The following is a 19,018-nucleotide window of genomic DNA, read 5'->3' on the forward strand; positions in this document are numbered from 1 at the left end:
ATCGGTGATTGTGTAGCCATGACCTTTCCTCCGTGGAGATTAACAACTTTTTTAACAATAGCTAATCCTAACCCAATATGTTTATCTCCAATTCCTGCGTCTTCAGCAATTGTATATTCAGAAAAAATGTCATCCGCACCATCATCCGGCAAGCCTGGGCCATCATCGTCTACGTGAAGTAAAATATGACTATTATCCAGCGAAATGGTTAAAGAAATAGTGTGCTCTGCAAATTTCATGGCATTTGTAATCAAATTGGTAACAGCATGTTTTAAAATATTTTCATCTATGTATGCTTTCAAAGAATTTAACTCATTAGAATGAAATGTAATTTCAAATGTTGAGGAAGAATAAGACTCTAATAACTTTCTTAACCATACTATTATATCGGTCTCAGACTGTTTTAATTTCAATTCGTTTGAATGCATTTTTGAGTAAATCAAAAAAGTGCTGACGAGCCGATTCATATCTGCAATATCTTCTTGTATGCTGTTTATCTGTTTATTGAGCAATGCATCTTCAGCGTTTTTCCTTTTGATACTATCCGTCGCCATTTGTATGGTTGACAAAGGGGTCCTAATTTCATGCGCGACAAACCGGCACAATTGTTTATGTGATTCAATCAGTTCTTTTAATTGCTCACCCATTTGGATGATATTTCTATACAGCCCATACAAAACAGAGGTAGTACCTATTTTCCGATGAAAATCAAAGTTCCCTTGACTGAAATTTTTAGTTATCTGATACACCTTTTTCATATTTCTAACAAAAAGCAATGAAAATAAGGCAATAAGACAAAGGGATATAAAAAAGAAAGTTCCTATAAAATAGTACATAACATCACTGATTCTTGCCATAACTGGCAGATAGCTTAGTGGGCCAATTTTGAGTATTCCACCACTAAAACTATAATAGAGAATAACAATTTGTGACGAGTTTTTATTTGTTTCAAATACTAGACGCTTTGTTGATAAAGAATTAATTATATTACCTGGTAAGTATTTACTTTTAGTTTTATAAACATGGAGAGGGAAACCATATATTTTTTCTAAATGTAATAGTTCATTACTCCAGGTATTTTTTGATTTTGATAATAAATGTTGAACGATTTGTTTTAAAACAGGATTCATATAATTAAAAATAATTTCGCCAGGATCTGAAAAATTGTAAGCTAATGCATATGGGGTATTACCAATTTTTTTATACGCAGTATGTTCTACAATTACCTCGTTTAGAAATTGATAGGTTGTACCTGATAAAAAAATGATTTCACCATTATTTAATTGATTATTCTGCACCAGAGTGAGTTTTAGACTGTCGATTGCTATAAGATGAATAACATTATCTGTTTTCTTCTTTATTATCGCATCCCAGTTTGATTTCGGGTTATTAATTAACTCTTTTTCTAAACTAATTAAAAGCCCTTGCGAGGTCGTTTTTCCAGCATTAACAACTATCTTTGTCTCAACTGACTTTAAATATTTAAAAAATGCCAAAACAAGAATTAAAAAAATCACAAAGAACGCAGTCAAAATTTTAATATAAATATTAAATTTCATTACTAGGCACTCTAAATAAAAATAATAGATACCTTTTCACAAGAAAGTACTCTGGATTATCTTTGATAATTTCAATATCTAATTCTGGCATAATTATCCTACGTTTTGTCTATCTTTATAACTCTTGTAATTAGCCTATTTAAGGCATCCAAATTATCGATATTCGTTATGGCCTCATCAAATAATGATAAAGTCTCTGGATCGTGTGTTTCTAAATACTTGAATGCTTTTTTTGGACCTTGATAACGCAATTCTTTGAATACAAAATAATCCTCTAGAATTGTGAAGATTGACCATTTTCTAATGATATTTTCTTTTGTGTCATTCCCTTACCTTCTTATTTTGTAACCATAATACCAACGGCTTCCTGTGGTGGAACTGGTTTGAACCGTATGATCTACTCCTGCTGGAATCAATACTTCTTCTCCAATAGCAGGTTTTAACGTTTTATTGTCCACGGTTAAAATAACTTCACCTTCAAGCAACATGAATAACTCATCCGTTTCATGCCTAAAATCCTTCCAAATTTGACCTGGGGGATCTTCCCAAAGCTCAAAACTAAAGCCACGAGAGCGCCAATTGTTCTCAATTATTGTTGTATCCAGCATTTTAGGCTCATTATTTAAAATCATTCTTTAAATTTTACACCACTGAAGAGCATCAACACCACAACCAATGACTTCAATGATCTTGTGTCGAGACTTAAGGCCTCTCTTTATTTTAATTTGACTTTTAGGGACTTTGAATAAGACAGACAGGTATCGCACTAATTCCATGTTGGCTTTATCTTCAATAGAAGGTGCCGCGATTTTTATCTTTAGTTCCTCTCCAACAGCACCTACTACTTGATTGCATTTGGCACCGGGTTGAATAAGCAAACTAAGAATTAATCCATTATCCTTTTGTTTATACCACGGATATAGGTAAATCATCTTGCTGTTCCATTATTTTATCCTGCTTTTACTATTCTATTGAGACTCGCTTTTTTATGTATAATATTCTCTTGGTAACTATTTAAAGGGAAGTTTTTTATGTTAAGTAAGACTTATATTTTTCTCGTCATTTTTTATGCATTTTAACTTCCAAAAATGAATAATCTACTACCACTTTTCAAATGGGGAACCGATTACCTGGTTTCTAATGGCTACTCAATAGAGCACTCACCAGAAATTGTATTGTCAACACCGTGGTCTCATGTGATCCGATTTGCAACATCAACAGAGAATTTTTATTTAAAACAAACACCACCCTCTCTTTTTCTATCTAATGAGCCCAAAATCATTCGAGTATTGTCATCCCAATTCCATGCCAATGTGCCCGATATAATTGAAATTAATGAGGATTTACATTGTTTTCTAATGAAGGATGCGGGTATTTCTTTGCGTCAAACGCTTAAAACCAACTTCAAGCCAGAGCTATTATGCCAAGCAATAAAGCAATATGCCACAATCCAACTCAGCGCAGAAGAATGTATCGCGACATTTCTCAAACTAGGCGTACCTGATTGGCGATTAAATCAATTACCCTTTCTTTATGATCACATGTTAAAGCAAACTGCTTTTTTAAAAGCAGAGGGTCTAACGGATAAAGAATTGCAAACATTACACAGTCTAAGTCCGAAATTTTCAGCGCAGTGCGAATTATTAGCAAGCTTTAGGATTCCTGAAACCATAGGTTATCACGATTTTCATGATAAGAATGTTCTTCTTGACCCAATTACTAAAAGAATGACGTTTGTTGATTGGGGAGAGACCGCGATCATTCATCCATTTTTTTCGTTACATACCTGTCTAGAACAATCGATTACTCACTATGGAGTAACAGAAGGTGATTCAACATACCAGAAACTTCAAGATGCTTGCCTCGAAAAATGGTTAGGATTAGCGACAAAGGAACGGTTATTAAGTGCATTCCTTTTAGCGAAACAAATCCGGCTATTTTGGAATATACTCGCGTCTAATCAGTTTATACTAAGTGTGGATCGACAGGCCTACCAGGCCTACTATCCCAATCAGCATAGCCCGATCGCAGGTGGCTTTAAAGCGTTTCTTGAGGGCATGCATTAAACCCAAGGTTCGTTGCTATTAGAATAATCATAATAAGCAAATTATTAGTTCTATAAGTATTCATGATACACTACTGACATGATTTGGCAGCAGTATTTATTACAATAATGTCTCGAACTGAACGTTTATTTGATTTAATTCAATTACTACGACGTCATCGATTACCCGTGAGTGGCAAAAATCTTTCAGAAGAATTAGGCGTGAGCCTACGGACTCTTTACCGAGATATAATAACCTTACAATCCTTAGGCGCGCCAATTGAAGGCGAGCCCGGTGTTGGTTATGTGCTTAAATCTGGTTTTATGTTGCCTCCTTTGATGTTTTCAGATGATGAAATTGAGGCAATGGTGCTAGGGTCACGTTGGGTTGCACAACGAGCGGATACTCAACTTAAAATCGCAGCTCAAAATGTGCTTGCAAAAATTTCAGCAGTCCTTCCTACTGAATTAAAACACCAACTAGAAACTTCAGGACTCTTAGTTCCCCCAGGAAAATGTGCCGAAAGTAAGGATAGTGATCTTATTCTCATTCGCAAAGCGATACGTTTAGAGCGAAAAATCGAATTAGAATATCAAGATCTCCAAAACAATCATTCGACACGAATACTCTGGCCTATTGCGCTCGGCTTTTTTGATGAAGCGCATCTCATGGTGGGTTGGTGTGAACTTAGGCAGGACTTCCGCCACTTCAGAACCGATAGAATTCTTCAATTATCCATTAAAGAACAAAAATATTCCGAACGCCGACAATCCCTTTTAAAGAAGTGGCGCACCCTACATAATATTCCCCAATCCTATTGAATAATGCTGACAAAAACTGTCATGAGTCTGTTTTATATTCCCCAATGAATTTAACGAAATAAAAAACAGGAGAAATCATGACATTCGACCCCAATTTAGTTCTATTTTATGTGAGCAATATAGAAAACAGTACACGTTTTTACTCAGAATTACTCAATGCCCAGCCTATCCACATTGAGCCTGATTACGCCATGTTTCTATTAAAATCCGGTTTACGATTAGGATTATGGTCTCAAAATTCTGCGTTACCTGCACCAACTGCATTGGGTGGCGGTAGCGAACTCGCCATTTTGGTTCCCGATGAACAAGCCGTTGATGAACTTTTTAGAAATTATCAAACGAAGAACTTTAAAATGATACAAGAACCAACACCAATGGATTTTGGTTACACGTTTGTAACCTGCGACCCAGATGGTCATCGAATTCGCTTTTTTTCAAAGAACTGATCATGAACCAAAACTGGCTGGCTGTCGCCTGCGCGTCCCACGTACGGATTGGAGTGGAAGGAGGCTTTATGCAAGTTTGCCACGGTAAACTTGCGCCTCTAAAAAAAATACAAGCAGGTGATTGCATCATCTATTACTCACCAACTCTGCACTTTAAAGGCATTGAGAAATTGCAAGCATTTACAGCACTTGGAATCATTCTACCTGGCGACCCCTACCAGGTAGATATGGGCAATGGTTTTTTTCCATTTCGACGCAATGTACTTTGGGCCAATAAAGGATTTGATGTTCCCATACACGCGCTCATTGAATCACTTGAATTGACAAAAAATAACAAGAATTGGGGATACCCCTTTCGTTTTGGATTATTAAAAATCACTGAAGAGGACAAACGCATCATTGCGAATGCCATGCAGGCTTATATTAATTAAAACTTCTATTTGGAGAACCGTATGACTGTTATTATCCCCCAATTGACTCAGATTCAAGAATTTACAGTAACTGGAATGAGTGTAAGAACAAAAAATGAAGAGGAGTTTAATCCTCAAACGGCAAGACTGCCTCAACTATGGGAACAATTCTTTGATTCAAACATCAGAGCACAACAAGAAAAGCCGGTTTATGGCGTATACCACCATTATGAGTCCGACTCATCAGGGTACTATACAGTCACCGCGGGAATAGAAATTGTGAATGAATCTAAAGCTACGAACTTAGATAGAGTCGCTATAAAAGCGGGCAACTATCTGGTTTTTGAAGCAATCGGTCCTAATCCCTCAGCAATCATTAATGCCTGGCAAACTATTTGGAGCTATTTTAATAAAAAATCAATATACGAAAGAACCTACCTCACTGATTTTGAGCTCTATAAAAAACCTCATGAAAGTGCAGTATACATAGGCATAAAATAACCAACATAAGACATTAACTATGACAACAACTCTAAATAAAACCGAAATGATGGAGTCACTCAAAACACTTAGAAGCGAGCTCGAGTTACTCAAAAAACCTGATTCGCAGCCAAAAACAATCTATTATAAAACGGGACCAGGAGATTATGCAGAGCATGACCAATTTATGGGTGTAAGCGTCCCTGATTTAAGAAAAGTCGCCAAACGTTATCAATTACTGCCCTTTTCTTTGTTACAAGAATTGTTGTATTCGCCCATTAATGAAGAACGCTTATTAGCACTATTAATTTTAGTAATCCATTATCAAAAAGGAGATACAGGTCTAAAACAAACGATTTTTCAATTTTATTTAACTCATATGAATCAGATTAATAACTGGAATTTGGTTGATGCTTCAGCCCATTGGATTGTTGGGGCGCATTTATTAGATAAGGACAAAGCACTCCTTTTCACCCTTACAGAAAGCACTAACCTTTGGGAAAAACGTATCGCCATAGTCGCTACTTGGTATTTTATTCGAAACAATCATTTTGACTGCACTCTTAAACTTGCAGAAAAACTGCTATGTGACAATCATGATTTAATTCATAAGGCAGTAGGCTGGATGTTAAGAGAGGCTGGGAAACGCAACCAATCCATCCTCATCGAATTCTTAAATCGCCATGCGTATCGGATGCCAAGAACTATGCTTCGTTACGCCATTGAGCGATTGATGCCAACAATGCGGAAAAATTATTTATCAGCTAAGAAGTAAATCTAGGATAGGAAAATATGACCTTCTTGGCTAAAGCTATATGCTCTAATACTACACGCAGTATGACCATCCCCAATGAGTTAAAAAGGTATTTTTATCCTCTTCTGACTGCTGAGCAGTTCTATTTTTTCCAGTCAAAACCTGTTCAAGATAATAGCGTCCATCCTCAAAGAATCGTTGAAGCTGATAAAATCGACACAATTCATGGTTAATGCTGCACTTGGGGTTTAATTTTAAATAGAACTCAGTCAATGGAGCCTGTTCATAATGCCAAAGATCTCTCTCAATCGGTGCAATTTTAACTCCGTCCCAATCAACTAACCAAACATCAAAAGGAGTTTGTAGTACATTATAGTGGTGAGGGTCACCATGAGTTAGAGCAAAAGGGACTGGCTGCTGAGTGAACTTCTTTTTCCATTCTTGTAATTGAGATAGCCCTTGTAACAATTGCTTTTTATAACACTCCAGTTGGGACAACATCGATTCTGCATGCGTATCCTCAATCACCTCAACTGCATTGTTAATCCAATCCTTTATCCCTAACGCATAATTGATATCAAAATGTTCTGTCTCAAAAAATGAGAACTCATGAACTGGAATTTGATGTAATTGAAATAGAAGAGTACCCATTTTATCGACCAAGAGCTGATTGGGCGAATAGGCTGGATGAATCCCTTCAATGTAGTCAAACAATGTCAAAATCAATTCATTGGTCCTAAAACAATAATGACCCTGAACATCTGAAATCATATAGGACAAGTTCTTCATGCCAAATTCGTTTCTGAATCGATTTAAAGCGATACCGATCTGATTGAGTGATTCAATTGTAGGATGGATTGGAACCAGCGATTGGCCTTCAGGATAAACTTTTAGAAAATATTTTTTATTCGTATTCGTTGAAATAACAAATCCATAAAAAGACCCCACCTCAACAAAATGGAGCTCTGAGGCCATAATCTGATAGCCTTGATATAAAAAATCCATCAGCTGTTCATCAGAATAATTTAATTCTCCACGGCGCATCTCTAACCCTCTATGATTTTTTGTCTAAATAGCAGGCATAACGTTTACCGTGCTTATTCATAAATACCTCACATCGAAATCCACATTGCTGATAAAAACCGTAAGCCTCATCGTCTGTTTCAGCGCGAAGCGTTTGTATTGGAAAATGATTGAGTACATACATCAGCATGTTCTTACCTATTCCTTGGTTTCTATATGCTTCATTTACCGAAATATGTCTGATTATGGCAAAACTCTCCTCTAAATGAAGACCAATCACACCAACCAAGTCATTTTTTAAAAACGCCCCTACAAGATGCTGGCCAAGTTGAGTATAAGATAGAAGTACCTGTTTCATTTTTTCAGGTGTTGGGCATCCAACGCTTGGTTCAAGGAGATTGGACAATCCGGGATAAGAAAATGAAATTTCTTTACACTCAATCTCAAGCTGCAATTTTTTCCTAACCAACTCCATAAGTTCCATGACAAGCATATTGATGCTGTCCTGCGAAGAATCAAGAATAACGCCACCCATTTCAATAGTTTTCTCTTTAAGAAATAGAGCCCAATTGTTCATGTGGACATCTGCTAACTCAGGCTGATTGCGAAGCACACTCAACCGATGCTCTCGTATGGCTTGCTCCGCATGCAAACAAATCAGTAAATAATTTTTTATGCCATGCTCTTTAAGTGGTGTTAAAGCAAACTCGGGATTAAATTGCCCTTCAAGGAAAATCAGCTTTTTATCATGAATCTGACTTAAACGCTCAATCCAGCGTCTTGTAGCGACCTCTTGCCATTTTTCGGTTGAGCCGTATTGTTGGATCATGTCATCAAAGCTGGGGACACCAATGCTATCAAAAAAATGAGAAGAAATGATCTCCTTGGGATATTGCTGTTCGATTTCTTTAAGTAGCGTTGTTTTCCCAACTCCCGATGCCCCGGTAATGAGTACAATCAATGGCTGTAAAGAAGACTCGCATTCATGCATCATTTCAATCCAAAAACATTAAACTTCGCTTATTATAACTGATTTGATTATCCTTCTAAAAATATCACCATTCTAAGTATGGTATACTAGATTCCCTAAGTTACTTTGAATCAAGGCAAGCCATGCAAGAATTTTTCTCCATCAGTCTATTAATTATTTTAGCCGCTATCTCTCCGGGTCCTGATTTTGCTGTAGTAACTAAGAATTCCTTATTCCATTCCAGAAAAACTGGAATTTATACAGCACTAGGGGTTTCTGTGAGCTTATTGATTCATGCTGTCTATTGTATTCTTGGTCTTGCCTTGATTATTTCTCAATCTTTGTTGGCATTTAGTATTATTAAATATCTTGGAGCTACTTATTTGATTTATATTGGTATTAAGGGATTGATAGCTAAACGAGAAATCACAAAATTAGATGATCAAAAATCTAAACCTTCACTCACACCGTTATCTGCATTTTACCAAGGATTACTATGTAATCTCTTAAATCCTAAAGCCATTATGTTTTTGTTGGCTTTTTTTACTCTAATTGTTAAACCGGACCACTCTTTATGGGTTGAAATGGCTTATGGTTTTGAAATCGCCATCATACATATGATTTGGTTTTCCAGCTTAAGTATGATGATGACGCATCATGCGATTAAAACGAACTTAAACCGAATTCAATTTTATATTGTGAAAGCAATGGGAGCTGTTCTTGTGGCATTTGGTGTTCGTATTGCAACATTAAGTCAAGCAATAATGTTACCAGCGGCAGCCTTGGAGTAGTCAATCCACTGGAAGTGAATGATTTTTAAAAGGAAAAATAAAAAAATTTATCAGGACAGATAACAGGATAATGTTTCATGACAAATTTTCTCGAGACAGATAGGTTGATAATCAAGCTTACATCACTCAGTGATTTTGAAAATATTCTTGCGCTGCGATCTAATCCTGAGGTACAGAAGTACACCACACAGCCGCCTGCAACAAAACAAGATGTGCAGCGATTTTTAGATTGGGTTATCCCCTATCAAAAAAAGCACGGCCATGGGATGGCATCTGTATTCGAAAAAAAGACGGGGGATTTTGTTGGGCAAGCAGGTATTTTTCACATTGGCCACTGGGATCTGCAGCCGGAGATTGAAATTGGCTACCGCTTCCATGTAAAACACTGGGGAAAAGGGTTTGCCACAGAAGTGACTCGGGCGCTAGTAGCATGGGGATTTGATCATCTTAATATAGACACAATTGTTTCTTTCGTGGAAACAGAGAATTCTGCATCAAAACGTGTCTTGGAAAAATGTGGATTTCATCATATTGGGCTTAAACAATGTCACTATGGAATGCTTGAAAGATATGAGATTTATAGGCAGAAGTAGTTTCCATGTTTGAAATAAGCAGGAAACTTGGGATTGATTGAGCATCTGTGAGAAAAATATTAAATGCTCTTTTAATCAATTGATGCAACCATCGAATGATCTTGAACTCTTCGCAGCGCCTCTTCAGTTACCAATAAACCTTGACGCTCATATCTTTTTCTTGCACGACTGAATTTTACGACTATTAATGACTTATCAGAGTATTTCTTAGCCCTACGTGTAAGTAGTGCATCCCCAGCAGGCAAGAAAACTAAGTCTTTATAAGGGGTACAGGCCATGCAATAAGGATTGTTTTCATCCATCATCAGAAAGCTGCCTTTTGGTAGGTCTTTTTTACATTGAGTGCATTTGGATTCGATCACAATAATGTAAACAACGGGTTCAGTGGATTTTTCAACCTTCTCCATTAGCCGTTGTTGTTTTTGTTGCGTGAGTTTTGGTGAAATGTAATGTGTGCGATAGCGTCTTTCAATAGTGTCTTGCCCGCTTTTGCTAAATTTTAAATGAATGGTGCGCGAGCACGCTTTTTGTACGTACGCAGTTTCTCGTAGCAATAATCCGGTTTGCTTTGCCCATTGATGGAAACATTGCATCGCAAAACTTAATTTGTTCAGATTGGCTTGTAGCCGTTGTTCTAAATAAGAAAATCATCCACGTCGCCAATCTTCTAAAATACTAGGCGATAGGTAGCCAAGCCCAAGTAAAATATCGATGCTTGAAACATATTGTTTTTCTTGTAAAACCCTATTGGCAATGCCAATCACTTTTTTAGATAATTCTTGGCGATTCATTGTGTATCCAGCTATTCAAATTACCCATGTTGTCAAAAAATGAGAAGAAATGGTCTCCGGGGGTATTGTTATTTTCCCAACTCCAGATGCCATAGCAACAAGTGCAATCAATGGTTATAAAGATTCGCCGTAGCGCATCATTTCGACCCATTAGCGTTAAATTTTGTTTATTATATCTGATTTGAGTTTTGTTGTGAGGGTATTACCACTTTTCTGTGTTCAAAAATGGTTTTTATATGAACAGGCAAATTGGCACACCAACAACCATAATTATGACCGCCAATAAATTCAGACTTATGGATAAGCATTCCTTTCTTTTCCATTAAATCAGCAATTCTTCGATTCGCTTCAAACGTGGAGATGGATTGAGTAGAACCATCTTCGAATTCTAAGTCTACCGGGATCGTTTCATAAGTACCAATATCAAAAATAAATTGAGTATTAGGATTTTCTTTATAGTGTTTTTCAATCTTTTGTTCTAAATCAGTCAATTTTTGCATTTCCAAGGAAGGTGATAAAGAAATAGCATTGCCAAACACAGTCGGATTAGTTAAAGCGGCATAAAAAGCAGCTAAGCCACTGGCACTTTGCCCAACAATCGTTATTAATCTTGCGTCTTGAGTGATATTTAACTGGTTCTTATCATGTAACATCGGAATAAAATCATGCACTAAAAATGAGGTGAACGCGTCATTACAGTTGTATTCATGCATACGATGAATGCTTGAGTATTCCAGAAATACTGCAACACAAGGAGGAATACTTCCCTCTTGAATGAGCTTATCTAAAATAAGAGGTGCCGGCATAGGATTTAAATAATCACTACCATCTAAGAACAAAACCATAGGATAAGATAGCGCCTGTTTATCATAATCAGGAGGCAAATAGACCCAATATTTTCGTATCGATTGTTCAGGATTTTCGTAATAGCCTGGAACATTTTTTAAACTGGTTTCCAAAAAGTTCAGCTCGAAAGAAAAAAATCGATGTTCTTTTTTACATCGCTCACGATGTTCCTTTGCTTTATCTAAAGAACAATCCGTTACAAAAGTTGGTGCATTAGGTAACTCAATAATGGATTCCTTGCCAAAAAATTCTCCGGGATTGTCATAATCCATGTAATAGGTTATTTCCCGTTTATTTCTTGGATCAGTTTGAACGCAGCCTTGATTAAATAAGTGCATTAATAACATTTGTGATTCTTTGAATTTTCCTGTTGGAACGGGGTAGAAGCTTTTAGTATTTTCTTGTTCTGGGAATTGCTCTTTTGGGGTATCTTCATCAACAATGAGTACGTTATACGAAGAGCGAAAAGTGCGCGGCAATATCAAAGTTAAGTATCTAATATCAGTGTTTGGAATAGCTTTAAATTGACTCTGCAAAGAACAAGGTAATCCAGTAAATGTAGACCATAAATAAATTGTTTTTTTATCGCTTTCCTCTCTATATAAAAAAGTGACCAAACACTGCTCTGGCTGATTTGGAACATCTTCAATAATGGGTGTTTCAACCCTTTGCCAAATTTGATCATTTTCTTTTGTAGAAGTCGCTACAGCTAATTCCTCAATAAGATGTTGTAAATAAGGTGAATCATATTTTGGCATAGATACTCCAGGAGAGTTAGCATTACATCATCCTATCCATTTTAGAACATTTTTAAAGAGATAGGTTTAGCTTTATGGTTGTTCATGATATAAAGCAATTAATTCTTTACTCGAAGAGCATCCTAAAGAGTCCATCAATTTAGCAATAATTCCTTCGACTGTCCTATAAGAAACATGAGCTTCACGCGCAATTTCTTTAGCCGTTTTTCCTTGAGCCAACAACTTAAGGTATATGGCTTGTTGCTCAGATAAATCAACTTTCGTATGACATACTTTATGGTATAACGTGAAATCTTTTTTCTCCAAAATTGTTTTTTTGGGCAGCATTTTTTCATTTCCCAAAATAGCCTTCGAAATACAACGCGTATGCTCTTCTAATTTGCCATCATCACCATGAATAGTCAGTGTAGCCACTTCTTTATATAAACTATCGCGCTCGTCATGTAATTGATCAAAAAAATCACTCAAACTTGGTATAGGCAATAAATTTGCTGGATTGCGTGCAGTGCGCTCGATCTGAACCGGAGTACTCACATCCAAAAATACAGTCATTTCATTTCGCAATAATTGACAATTTTTTAAAGCTAGAACAACACTGGAATCGGTGGTTACAACAATGTGCTCTTGCGTGCATAGGGACTTTAATATGTCAAACTGACACTCATAAAAAGCTTCACTTCCGTGGCTTCCGAGTATTTCAGACAAATGACGTCCAACATGAGACTCTAATCCTAAATCTGCATCGACAAATTGCCATCCTAATAATTGGGCTACGGAATTTGCTAATAATCCTTTACCGGCACCATGATGACCAACAATAAAAATTCGTTGAGGTTGATTCATTCTTACTATCTCCTAATACAAATAATACGATAATTATACAAATAGACCATAAGATGCATCAATACGTAGAACTACGTGAGTATCAAGTACGGGATTATTATTTTAATCTAACAGAAGAATTAGTTTTGGGAAAAATAGCAATGTTTTTCTCTTACAGGCATTCACTTGAGAAGATACTCATTGCTAAAATAACAAACAAATCATTGATAACAATTTCTACGAGTAAGTATTCTATGCCTAACTATCTGCATCTCACCTTACAATCCGAACGCCTTCAGTTAATTCCTGTTTCACTAAAATATGCAGAAGATTTATGTAAAGAATTTACTGCTGAAATTACAGAGCACATGTGGCCAAGTGCTCCGAAAACACAAGAGGAAATTAATCAGCACATTTCTGAACAACAAATCAAAATGCAGGCAGGCACAAAAATCGCATTGGTCATCATCAATAAAGAGAACCAGAATTTTTTAGGATATGCCTGCCTACACCAAGCAAATACGAACACACCTGAATTAGGCATTTGGTTAAAGAAAAGTGCTCATGGATTTCACTATGGTTTTGAAGCAATAAATTTATTAAAAACGTGGGCTGAAACTAATCTGACTTATGATTATCTAAAATATCCTGTCGTAAAACATAATATCCCTAGTCGCAAACTTGCTGAAAAAATGGGTGGTATCATTGAAGATGAATACATCAAAACGAGTGAGTCAGGCAAGTGGCTTGATGAAGTAGAATATCGATTTTATGGTGTACCAATGACAAACACACAATCCAATGAAAAAATGAACATTACTGAAAGCTTAGTGCGCGAGCTCATTGCTCAACAATTTCCACAGTGGAGTCATCTGCCTATTCAAGCAGTAAACAATAGCGGTTGGGACAATAGAACTTTTCATTTAGGTACAGAAATGCTCATTCGTATGCCCAGTAGTGCCGAATATGCAGGACAGGTGGAAAAAGAGCAAACATGGTTACCCAAATTAGGGCCACAACTTCCTCTTCCTATACCTGTGCCTCTTGCTATGGGAAAACCCAATAAACTGTATCCTTGGAAGTGGTCCATTAATCATTGGCTTCCTGGAGAAACGGCAGCGGTTACTCCCATTAATGATTTGTCTGAGTTTGCATATGATTTAGCTCTATTTCTTAAGGCACTCCAAAGCATCAATTCAATGGGTGGACCTCTTGCCGGTCCCCAAAGTTTTTATCGCGGCGGTGATTTAGCAGTCTATGATTCAGAGACACGCAAAGCCATCGAAGATTTGAAGGACACTATAGATTTCCGTGCTGCAACAGAAATTTGGGAAAAAGCATTATCCACTTCTTGGCATAATCCACCCCTTTGGGTGCATGGTGATGTCAGTGTTGGCAATTTGTTACTTTCTCAAGGAAAATTAAGTGCGGTTATCGATTTTGGCCAACTTGCCATCGGCGATCCTGCTTGCGATCTTGCTATTGCCTGGACATTATTTGAAGGAAAAAGTCGGAGAATTTTCTTAGAAACCCTGGAACTTGACCCAAACACTTGGGCACGAGGACGTGCTTGGGCTTTATGGAAAGCGATGATGTATCTTGTTAACCAACAAACCGAGATGAATTTTGAAGCAAAAAGAGCATTGCGCACGATTCATGAGGTGGTCGAGGATCATAGGCAATTACCATGAAGAATCCTCACATAGAATGGGCACTCAAAGCCTTAAGCAATTTAGGATATCAACTTGAAACTTTGATACCCGAAATAACTCTCCATACAGCCTGGTCAGAAGTGTGTCGTTTTCAAACCAATCTTGGGTTGGTTTATTTGAAGAGGGTACCCTCTGCATTGTCATTAGAAGCCAATGTCATTCAGTTGTTGCATAAACAATTTAATGCCCCTGTTCCAAAAATCTTAGCTCATAATCAGGAACTTCACTGTTTTTTAATGCAAGATGCGGGCATTCCTTTGCATGAGGTCTTTAAACAGGAATTTAGACCCAATCTTTTAATTGATACGATGCATCATTACACCATGCTTCAAATAAATTCCGCAAATAAAATAAACCTGTTTCTTGATTTAGGTGTCCCCGATTGGCGTCTACCACAATTGCCAAGACTTTATCACCAATTAATGAATGAAGAGGAGTTATTGATGGGAGAGGGATTAACTCAAGAGGAATTAAAACAATTAAAAAATTTAGAGAGTACAGTACAAATCTTTTGTGACCAATTAGTCAGTTTTAAGGTGCCTGATACATTTGGTCATGCCGATTTTCACGATAAAAATATTTTAGTAAATCCAAATACTCATCAAACCACGCTGATTGATTTAGGGGAAGTTGTCATTACTCATCCATTTTTCTCATTCGTTAATTGCTTGTATCGGGCCACAGAACATTTAAAACTACCGAGCAGTCAATATAGGAAATTACAGGAGGATTGTTTTAAAAACTGGCTGTCGATAGAGTCATCTGCGCATTTGTTTGAGATCATTGCAATTATTGAACAATGTTGGGCTATTCATGCGGTGTTGGGCGAATATCGCTTAATTAAAAGCATCGACCCAATCGTATCAACTACACTACGTCGACAAGGCCGATTTGCTGGAAAATTAAGAGCTTGGATAGAGCAATAAAGCTCTATTACTGCCGGACTAATCGGATATTTTCTCTATCAAAAGCACTATTTTCTGTGGAGCGATAAGGGTTAATATCCAATCCTCCTCGCCGAGTATAACGTCCATAGACTGTTAATACTTCAGGTTTGCAATAATTCATAATATCCACAAAAATTCGCTCAATACATTGCTCATGAAACTCGTTATGATTTCTAAAAGAAACAAGGTATTTTAATAGGCCTTCTCGATTGATCTTTTTTCCTTTATAAGCAATTTGTATGCTTCCCCAATCTGGTTGATTCGTAACCAAGCAATTTGATTTTAATAAGTCAGAATATAATCGTTCTTCCACAACCACATCATGAACGCTAAGAAATGATGGCTCAACCAAATAGACAGAGCATTCAACATCGAGGTGATCGATGCACTCACCTTTCGGTATTTGTGATACAGTGTAGTGTTTTGCTTGCTCCAAAAGATAAATTTTAACTAAAACTGGGGCTTCAATACGTACTTCTAAATCTTTTTTTATCGTATTTTCTAACTCACTAATACTTTTTATTTTGGTGTTATTGAATGAATTAAAATAAAGTTTTAATGACTTGGATTCGATGAGCTTTGGCGAGTTACAATCATAAAAAATTTCACCAATCCCAACCATCGGTTTTCCTTTTGCGTTGAGCCAAGAAACTTCATAATGATTCCAACAGTCAAAACCCACAAAAGGAGGATGAACAGGATCAATGCCAATTTCTTGCCGCTTACCCGCTCTGGAGATAGGATAGAGCCGATTAGGATTATAGGTGGAATCGTAGTCCGATTTTTTACCTAACTCTGATTCACTAGCTGCTTGATATTTTTTTAATACAGGATCGCTCATAGTATTTAACTCCAATATTTCAATAATTTTTGCACTACTTTGCCAATTGATTGGCTGGTTTATTTCCAATTGACTGGCAATGTAAGTTAACAAAGAGGCTGCTTCATTTATTTTATTAGCCTTTTCGCTCAATTCGCGTGCTTGAAGGCTCATTGATGCAGCCAGATTAAAGTTTGGATTCCCAATGATTTCTTTGATGGTAGATAAAGAAAATCCAAGGAATTTTAAGGTGATAATTTGTTGTAAAATGAGTAAATCAGCTTCAGAATACAAACGATAGCCAGAATCAGAGCGCTTTGTTGGTTTTAACAAACCTACTTCATCGTAGTATTGCAATGACCGAATTGAGAGAGAGGTCATTTGGCTGATTTCTTTAATTTGATAATAGTTCATAAGCATCATCTCCTTAATTGATGATTCTAAGCTATCACGCAACGTGAGGGTCAATACTTAATTAGTAATAAAGAATAAAGGAATTTTTTGTTTCATGTTAAAATGTGCGACTCTATAGTAATATTTACTACATAGTGGCTATTATGAGCTCAAATTCTATTCAATTAAATCAAAATCATGGAGGACCGCTCCATTATCTCGGAAATAGGTACCTTACTCTTCCCGATTTGACAGGGCATATGTCCCCTGATACTAGCTGGTTGAATGAGCATTTCTCTGTATTATTGGCAAATAATAAGAGTCAAAAATAATACAAGAAAGCCATTGAGCCTTTTGCAGGATCGGCTTCTTGGAGCATGGCCGCAATGGAGATTGGCCTTGCAGAGGAATATATTATCAATGACAGCAATAAAATTTTGATTAATACACTTCAATTAATTAAAGATAACCCTGCTCTTGTCAAAACTTCTTATACTGCCTTAATAGAAAAATATGATGCCTCCCTATCGAAGAAAGATTTTTTCCTTGAAGTGATTGGGAATTACAACCAAACAACTGATGAAGAAAAAGCGTTACTGCTCCCTTTCATCATTAATCATTCATGGGGCGGAATCCTTTTTTATGATAAGGAATTGAATATTATCTATCGCGAAGGTGAACTCTTTGAAGGAAAAAATGCTAATCGATTTCTTGAGCATGCAAATTTGTCGCTAGAAATGTTCTTGAGTGAGATTGACCGAGTATCTAACCTTCTTAATGCAAATCAAGTTTCATTCAGAAGTGGTGATTTTATGGACGTGATTTCGATTGCGACACCTGGTGATTTTGTGGCGCTAAATCCTCCTTATCCAGAGAATGAACATTCGACGCTTGAAAAAGCTGGGATGTATATTGAACTTTATTCGCATGAAAAACTGCATCAAAATTTGGTTCACATCATTCAACATCTTGAAAGCCAAGGTATTCATTATTACATGACTTATGGGTTTTATAATCCCAAATTTAGAAACTATGTCTTAACTAATGAAACTCATCAACCAATTAATTACTTTCGTGTTCTAGGTTATGAGGATTGTGCTTTTGGAATAGGGCTTGATCAGATGTATTTCACTTCTCAATTTTCAATTCCCATAGGGATAAACATATTCAAAGCGCAGGATGTTTTGGGTACCCGGGATTTAACACCTGAAGAAGCACTTGAACAATTTAAGCAGCTTTCCAAAAAATGTTTTGCTGTGATTTACCGAGCCTTTATTAAGCCGGGGCTTGAGATGGAGTATCAAAAGGCCTGGCATCAGGTCGCTTCCTATTTTGTGCAATATCGCGGCGCATTAGGTTCTTGCCTGCATAAAACTAACGATGGTATGTGGCTTGCCTATTCTCGTTGGCCTGATAAAGCGACTCGAGATGCTTCTTGGCCAGGCGACAATGCCCCATCTGAGATGTTACCCAATGAAATTAGAAAAGCGGTTATAACCATTCAAGAGTGTATTGATCAAACGCAAAAACTACCCGAAATTACTATGGAAGTTGTCAATGATTTATTGTATTCAAACTAATAGAAGATGTAACTCATGAATCAAGCGCAAATAAATTACCAACTAGAGCTTGTTATAGACACTAAGCTACTAGAACAGCAAGATAAAATTATTCGTGATGGGATAGTAAATTTTAATGCACCTTTTACAGGAACCAAACCAGAGCGTTACTCAATCTATGTGAAAGATAACGAGGCTATTATTATTGGCGGAGCTATTGTGTACGCTCATAAAAGCTCAATATACGTTGATGTCCTCTGGGTTAAGGAAGAATACCGTGGCCTTGGTATCGGTGCTGAACTATTGCACAGCGTTGAAGCCGAAGCAATTAAACGAGGAATTCCAGCATCAACATTAGATACTTTTTCTTTTCAGGCAGAAAGATTTTATTTAAAACAAGGCTATCAGCATTTAGGGACAATTAAAAATTATTTAGAGGGGCATGATCGGATCTATTTGAGGAAACAATTATAGAAAG

General features: G+C 36.8%; 22 protein-coding genes and 1 pseudogene. 12 read left to right on the plus strand and 11 right to left on the minus strand.

Features of this window, described 5'->3' with window-relative positions; all coding sequences use genetic code 11:
* The 3 genes from B5D33_RS14795 to B5D33_RS14810 form a co-directional block, all read right to left on the minus strand.
* Nucleotides 1-1,559: sensor histidine kinase (locus tag B5D33_RS14795; protein ID WP_078767493.1), on the minus strand; the 1,559-nt coding region annotated here is incomplete at its 3' end.
* 329 nt (nucleotides 1,560-1,888) lie between these two features.
* Nucleotides 1,889-2,167, minus strand: coding sequence for a cupin domain-containing protein (locus B5D33_RS14805; protein WP_230305499.1), 279 nt, complete (start codon nucleotides 2,165-2,167; stop codon nucleotides 1,889-1,891).
* Nucleotides 2,168-2,194: 27 nt separating this feature from the next.
* Nucleotides 2,195-2,491 (minus strand): DUF167 domain-containing protein, encoded by a 297-nt coding sequence (locus tag B5D33_RS14810; RefSeq protein ID WP_010655405.1) that lies wholly within the window; start codon nucleotides 2,489-2,491, stop codon nucleotides 2,195-2,197.
* 156 nt (nucleotides 2,492-2,647) lie between these two features.
* Between B5D33_RS14810 and B5D33_RS14815 the strand changes: the two genes are divergently transcribed.
* The 6 genes from B5D33_RS14815 (at nucleotide 2,648) to B5D33_RS14840 (ending at nucleotide 6,536) form a co-directional block, all read left to right on the plus strand.
* A complete protein-coding gene (locus tag B5D33_RS14815) occupies nucleotides 2,648-3,625 on the plus strand; it encodes a phosphotransferase (protein WP_058453058.1) in 978 nt (325 codons plus the stop codon).
* A gap of 107 nt (nucleotides 3,626-3,732) precedes the next feature.
* Complete coding sequence (locus B5D33_RS14820) at nucleotides 3,733-4,425, plus strand: helix-turn-helix transcriptional regulator (protein WP_058453057.1); 693 nt, start codon at nucleotides 3,733-3,735, stop codon at nucleotides 4,423-4,425.
* Between the two features lie 77 nt (nucleotides 4,426-4,502).
* Nucleotides 4,503-4,871: a VOC family protein gene (locus tag B5D33_RS14825; RefSeq protein ID WP_058453056.1), complete on the plus strand. Its 369-nt coding sequence runs from the start codon at nucleotides 4,503-4,505 to the stop codon at nucleotides 4,869-4,871.
* Nucleotides 4,872-4,873: 2 nt separating this feature from the next.
* On the plus strand, nucleotides 4,874-5,302 hold the full coding sequence (locus tag B5D33_RS14830; RefSeq protein ID WP_029489149.1) for an EVE domain-containing protein: 429 nt from the start codon (nucleotides 4,874-4,876) through the stop codon (nucleotides 5,300-5,302).
* A gap of 21 nt (nucleotides 5,303-5,323) precedes the next feature.
* Nucleotides 5,324-5,782 (plus strand): GyrI-like domain-containing protein, encoded by a 459-nt coding sequence (locus B5D33_RS14835; RefSeq protein ID WP_010655410.1) that lies wholly within the window; start codon nucleotides 5,324-5,326, stop codon nucleotides 5,780-5,782.
* 19 nt (nucleotides 5,783-5,801) lie between these two features.
* Nucleotides 5,802-6,536, plus strand: a complete 735-nt coding sequence (locus tag B5D33_RS14840; RefSeq protein WP_058453055.1) for a DNA alkylation repair protein — start codon at nucleotides 5,802-5,804, stop codon at nucleotides 6,534-6,536.
* A gap of 51 nt (nucleotides 6,537-6,587) precedes the next feature.
* Here B5D33_RS14840 and B5D33_RS14845 read toward each other — a convergent pair whose 3' ends face one another.
* Nucleotides 6,588-7,559 (minus strand): phosphotransferase, encoded by a 972-nt coding sequence (locus B5D33_RS14845; RefSeq protein ID WP_058453054.1) that lies wholly within the window; start codon nucleotides 7,557-7,559, stop codon nucleotides 6,588-6,590.
* Between the two features lie 10 nt (nucleotides 7,560-7,569).
* Complete coding sequence (locus B5D33_RS14850; protein ID WP_230305498.1) at nucleotides 7,570-8,532, minus strand: GNAT family N-acetyltransferase; 963 nt, start codon at nucleotides 8,530-8,532, stop codon at nucleotides 7,570-7,572.
* A 119-nt stretch (nucleotides 8,533-8,651) separates the two neighbouring features.
* On the opposite strand from B5D33_RS14850, the gene B5D33_RS14855 reads away from it, so the two are divergent.
* Complete coding sequence (locus B5D33_RS14855; protein ID WP_058453052.1) at nucleotides 8,652-9,299, plus strand: LysE family transporter; 648 nt, start codon at nucleotides 8,652-8,654, stop codon at nucleotides 9,297-9,299.
* A gap of 77 nt (nucleotides 9,300-9,376) precedes the next feature.
* Entirely contained in the window at nucleotides 9,377-9,892 is a 516-nt protein-coding gene (locus B5D33_RS14860; RefSeq protein ID WP_058453051.1) for a GNAT family N-acetyltransferase, read from the plus strand.
* 71 nt (nucleotides 9,893-9,963) lie between these two features.
* Here B5D33_RS14860 and B5D33_RS14865 read toward each other — a convergent pair whose 3' ends face one another.
* The 4 genes from B5D33_RS14865 to B5D33_RS14875 all read right to left on the minus strand — a co-directional run bounded on the left by B5D33_RS14865 (nucleotide 9,964) and on the right by B5D33_RS14875 (nucleotide 13,130).
* Complete coding sequence (locus tag B5D33_RS14865; protein ID WP_234802526.1) at nucleotides 9,964-10,485, minus strand: hypothetical protein; 522 nt, start codon at nucleotides 10,483-10,485, stop codon at nucleotides 9,964-9,966.
* Between the two features lie 54 nt (nucleotides 10,486-10,539).
* Complete coding sequence (locus tag B5D33_RS16895; RefSeq protein ID WP_234802527.1) at nucleotides 10,540-10,683, minus strand: hypothetical protein; 144 nt, start codon at nucleotides 10,681-10,683, stop codon at nucleotides 10,540-10,542.
* A 170-nt stretch (nucleotides 10,684-10,853) separates the two neighbouring features.
* Nucleotides 10,854-12,287: an alpha/beta hydrolase gene (locus B5D33_RS14870; protein ID WP_058453050.1), complete on the minus strand. Its 1,434-nt coding sequence runs from the start codon at nucleotides 12,285-12,287 to the stop codon at nucleotides 10,854-10,856.
* A 72-nt stretch (nucleotides 12,288-12,359) separates the two neighbouring features.
* Nucleotides 12,360-13,130, minus strand: coding sequence for a shikimate kinase (locus B5D33_RS14875; RefSeq protein ID WP_058453049.1), 771 nt, complete (start codon nucleotides 13,128-13,130; stop codon nucleotides 12,360-12,362).
* Between the two features lie 53 nt (nucleotides 13,131-13,183).
* Here B5D33_RS14875 and B5D33_RS14880 point away from each other — a divergent pair, with 53 nt between their 5' ends.
* A complete protein-coding gene (locus tag B5D33_RS14880; protein WP_230308831.1) occupies nucleotides 13,184-14,800 on the plus strand; it encodes a GNAT family N-acetyltransferase in 1,617 nt (538 codons plus the stop codon).
* Nucleotides 14,797-15,747 carry an aminoglycoside phosphotransferase family protein gene (locus B5D33_RS14885; protein WP_058453048.1) on the plus strand — a complete coding sequence of 317 codons (951 nt, stop codon included), beginning with the start codon at nucleotides 14,797-14,799 and terminating at the stop codon, nucleotides 15,745-15,747. Before B5D33_RS14880 ends, B5D33_RS14885 begins: the two co-directional genes overlap by 4 nt.
* Nucleotides 15,748-15,754: 7 nt before the next feature.
* Here the strand turns inward: B5D33_RS14885 and queF are convergent, their stop codons facing one another.
* Together queF and B5D33_RS17010 are read right to left on the minus strand one after the other, a co-directional pair.
* On the minus strand, nucleotides 15,755-16,609 hold the full coding sequence (gene queF / locus B5D33_RS14890; RefSeq protein WP_058453076.1) for an NADPH-dependent 7-cyano-7-deazaguanine reductase QueF: 855 nt from the start codon (nucleotides 16,607-16,609) through the stop codon (nucleotides 15,755-15,757).
* A gap of 243 nt (nucleotides 16,610-16,852) precedes the next feature.
* Nucleotides 16,853-17,011, minus strand: a pseudogene (locus tag B5D33_RS17010) (MerR family DNA-binding transcriptional regulator); the annotation flags it as partial.
* 314 nt (nucleotides 17,012-17,325) lie between these two features.
* On the opposite strand from B5D33_RS17010, the gene B5D33_RS14895 reads away from it, so the two are divergent.
* Complete coding sequence (locus B5D33_RS14895) at nucleotides 17,326-18,561, plus strand: DNA adenine methylase (RefSeq protein WP_261341543.1); 1,236 nt, start codon at nucleotides 17,326-17,328, stop codon at nucleotides 18,559-18,561.
* A gap of 15 nt (nucleotides 18,562-18,576) precedes the next feature.
* Nucleotides 18,577-19,014 (plus strand): GNAT family N-acetyltransferase, encoded by a 438-nt coding sequence (locus tag B5D33_RS14900; RefSeq protein ID WP_058453047.1) that lies wholly within the window; start codon nucleotides 18,577-18,579, stop codon nucleotides 19,012-19,014.
* Nucleotides 19,015-19,018 lie beyond the last annotated feature (4 nt).

It is taken from the genome of Legionella maceachernii (assembly GCF_900167045.1).
Lineage (GTDB): Bacteria > Pseudomonadota > Gammaproteobacteria > Legionellales > Legionellaceae > Tatlockia > Tatlockia maceachernii.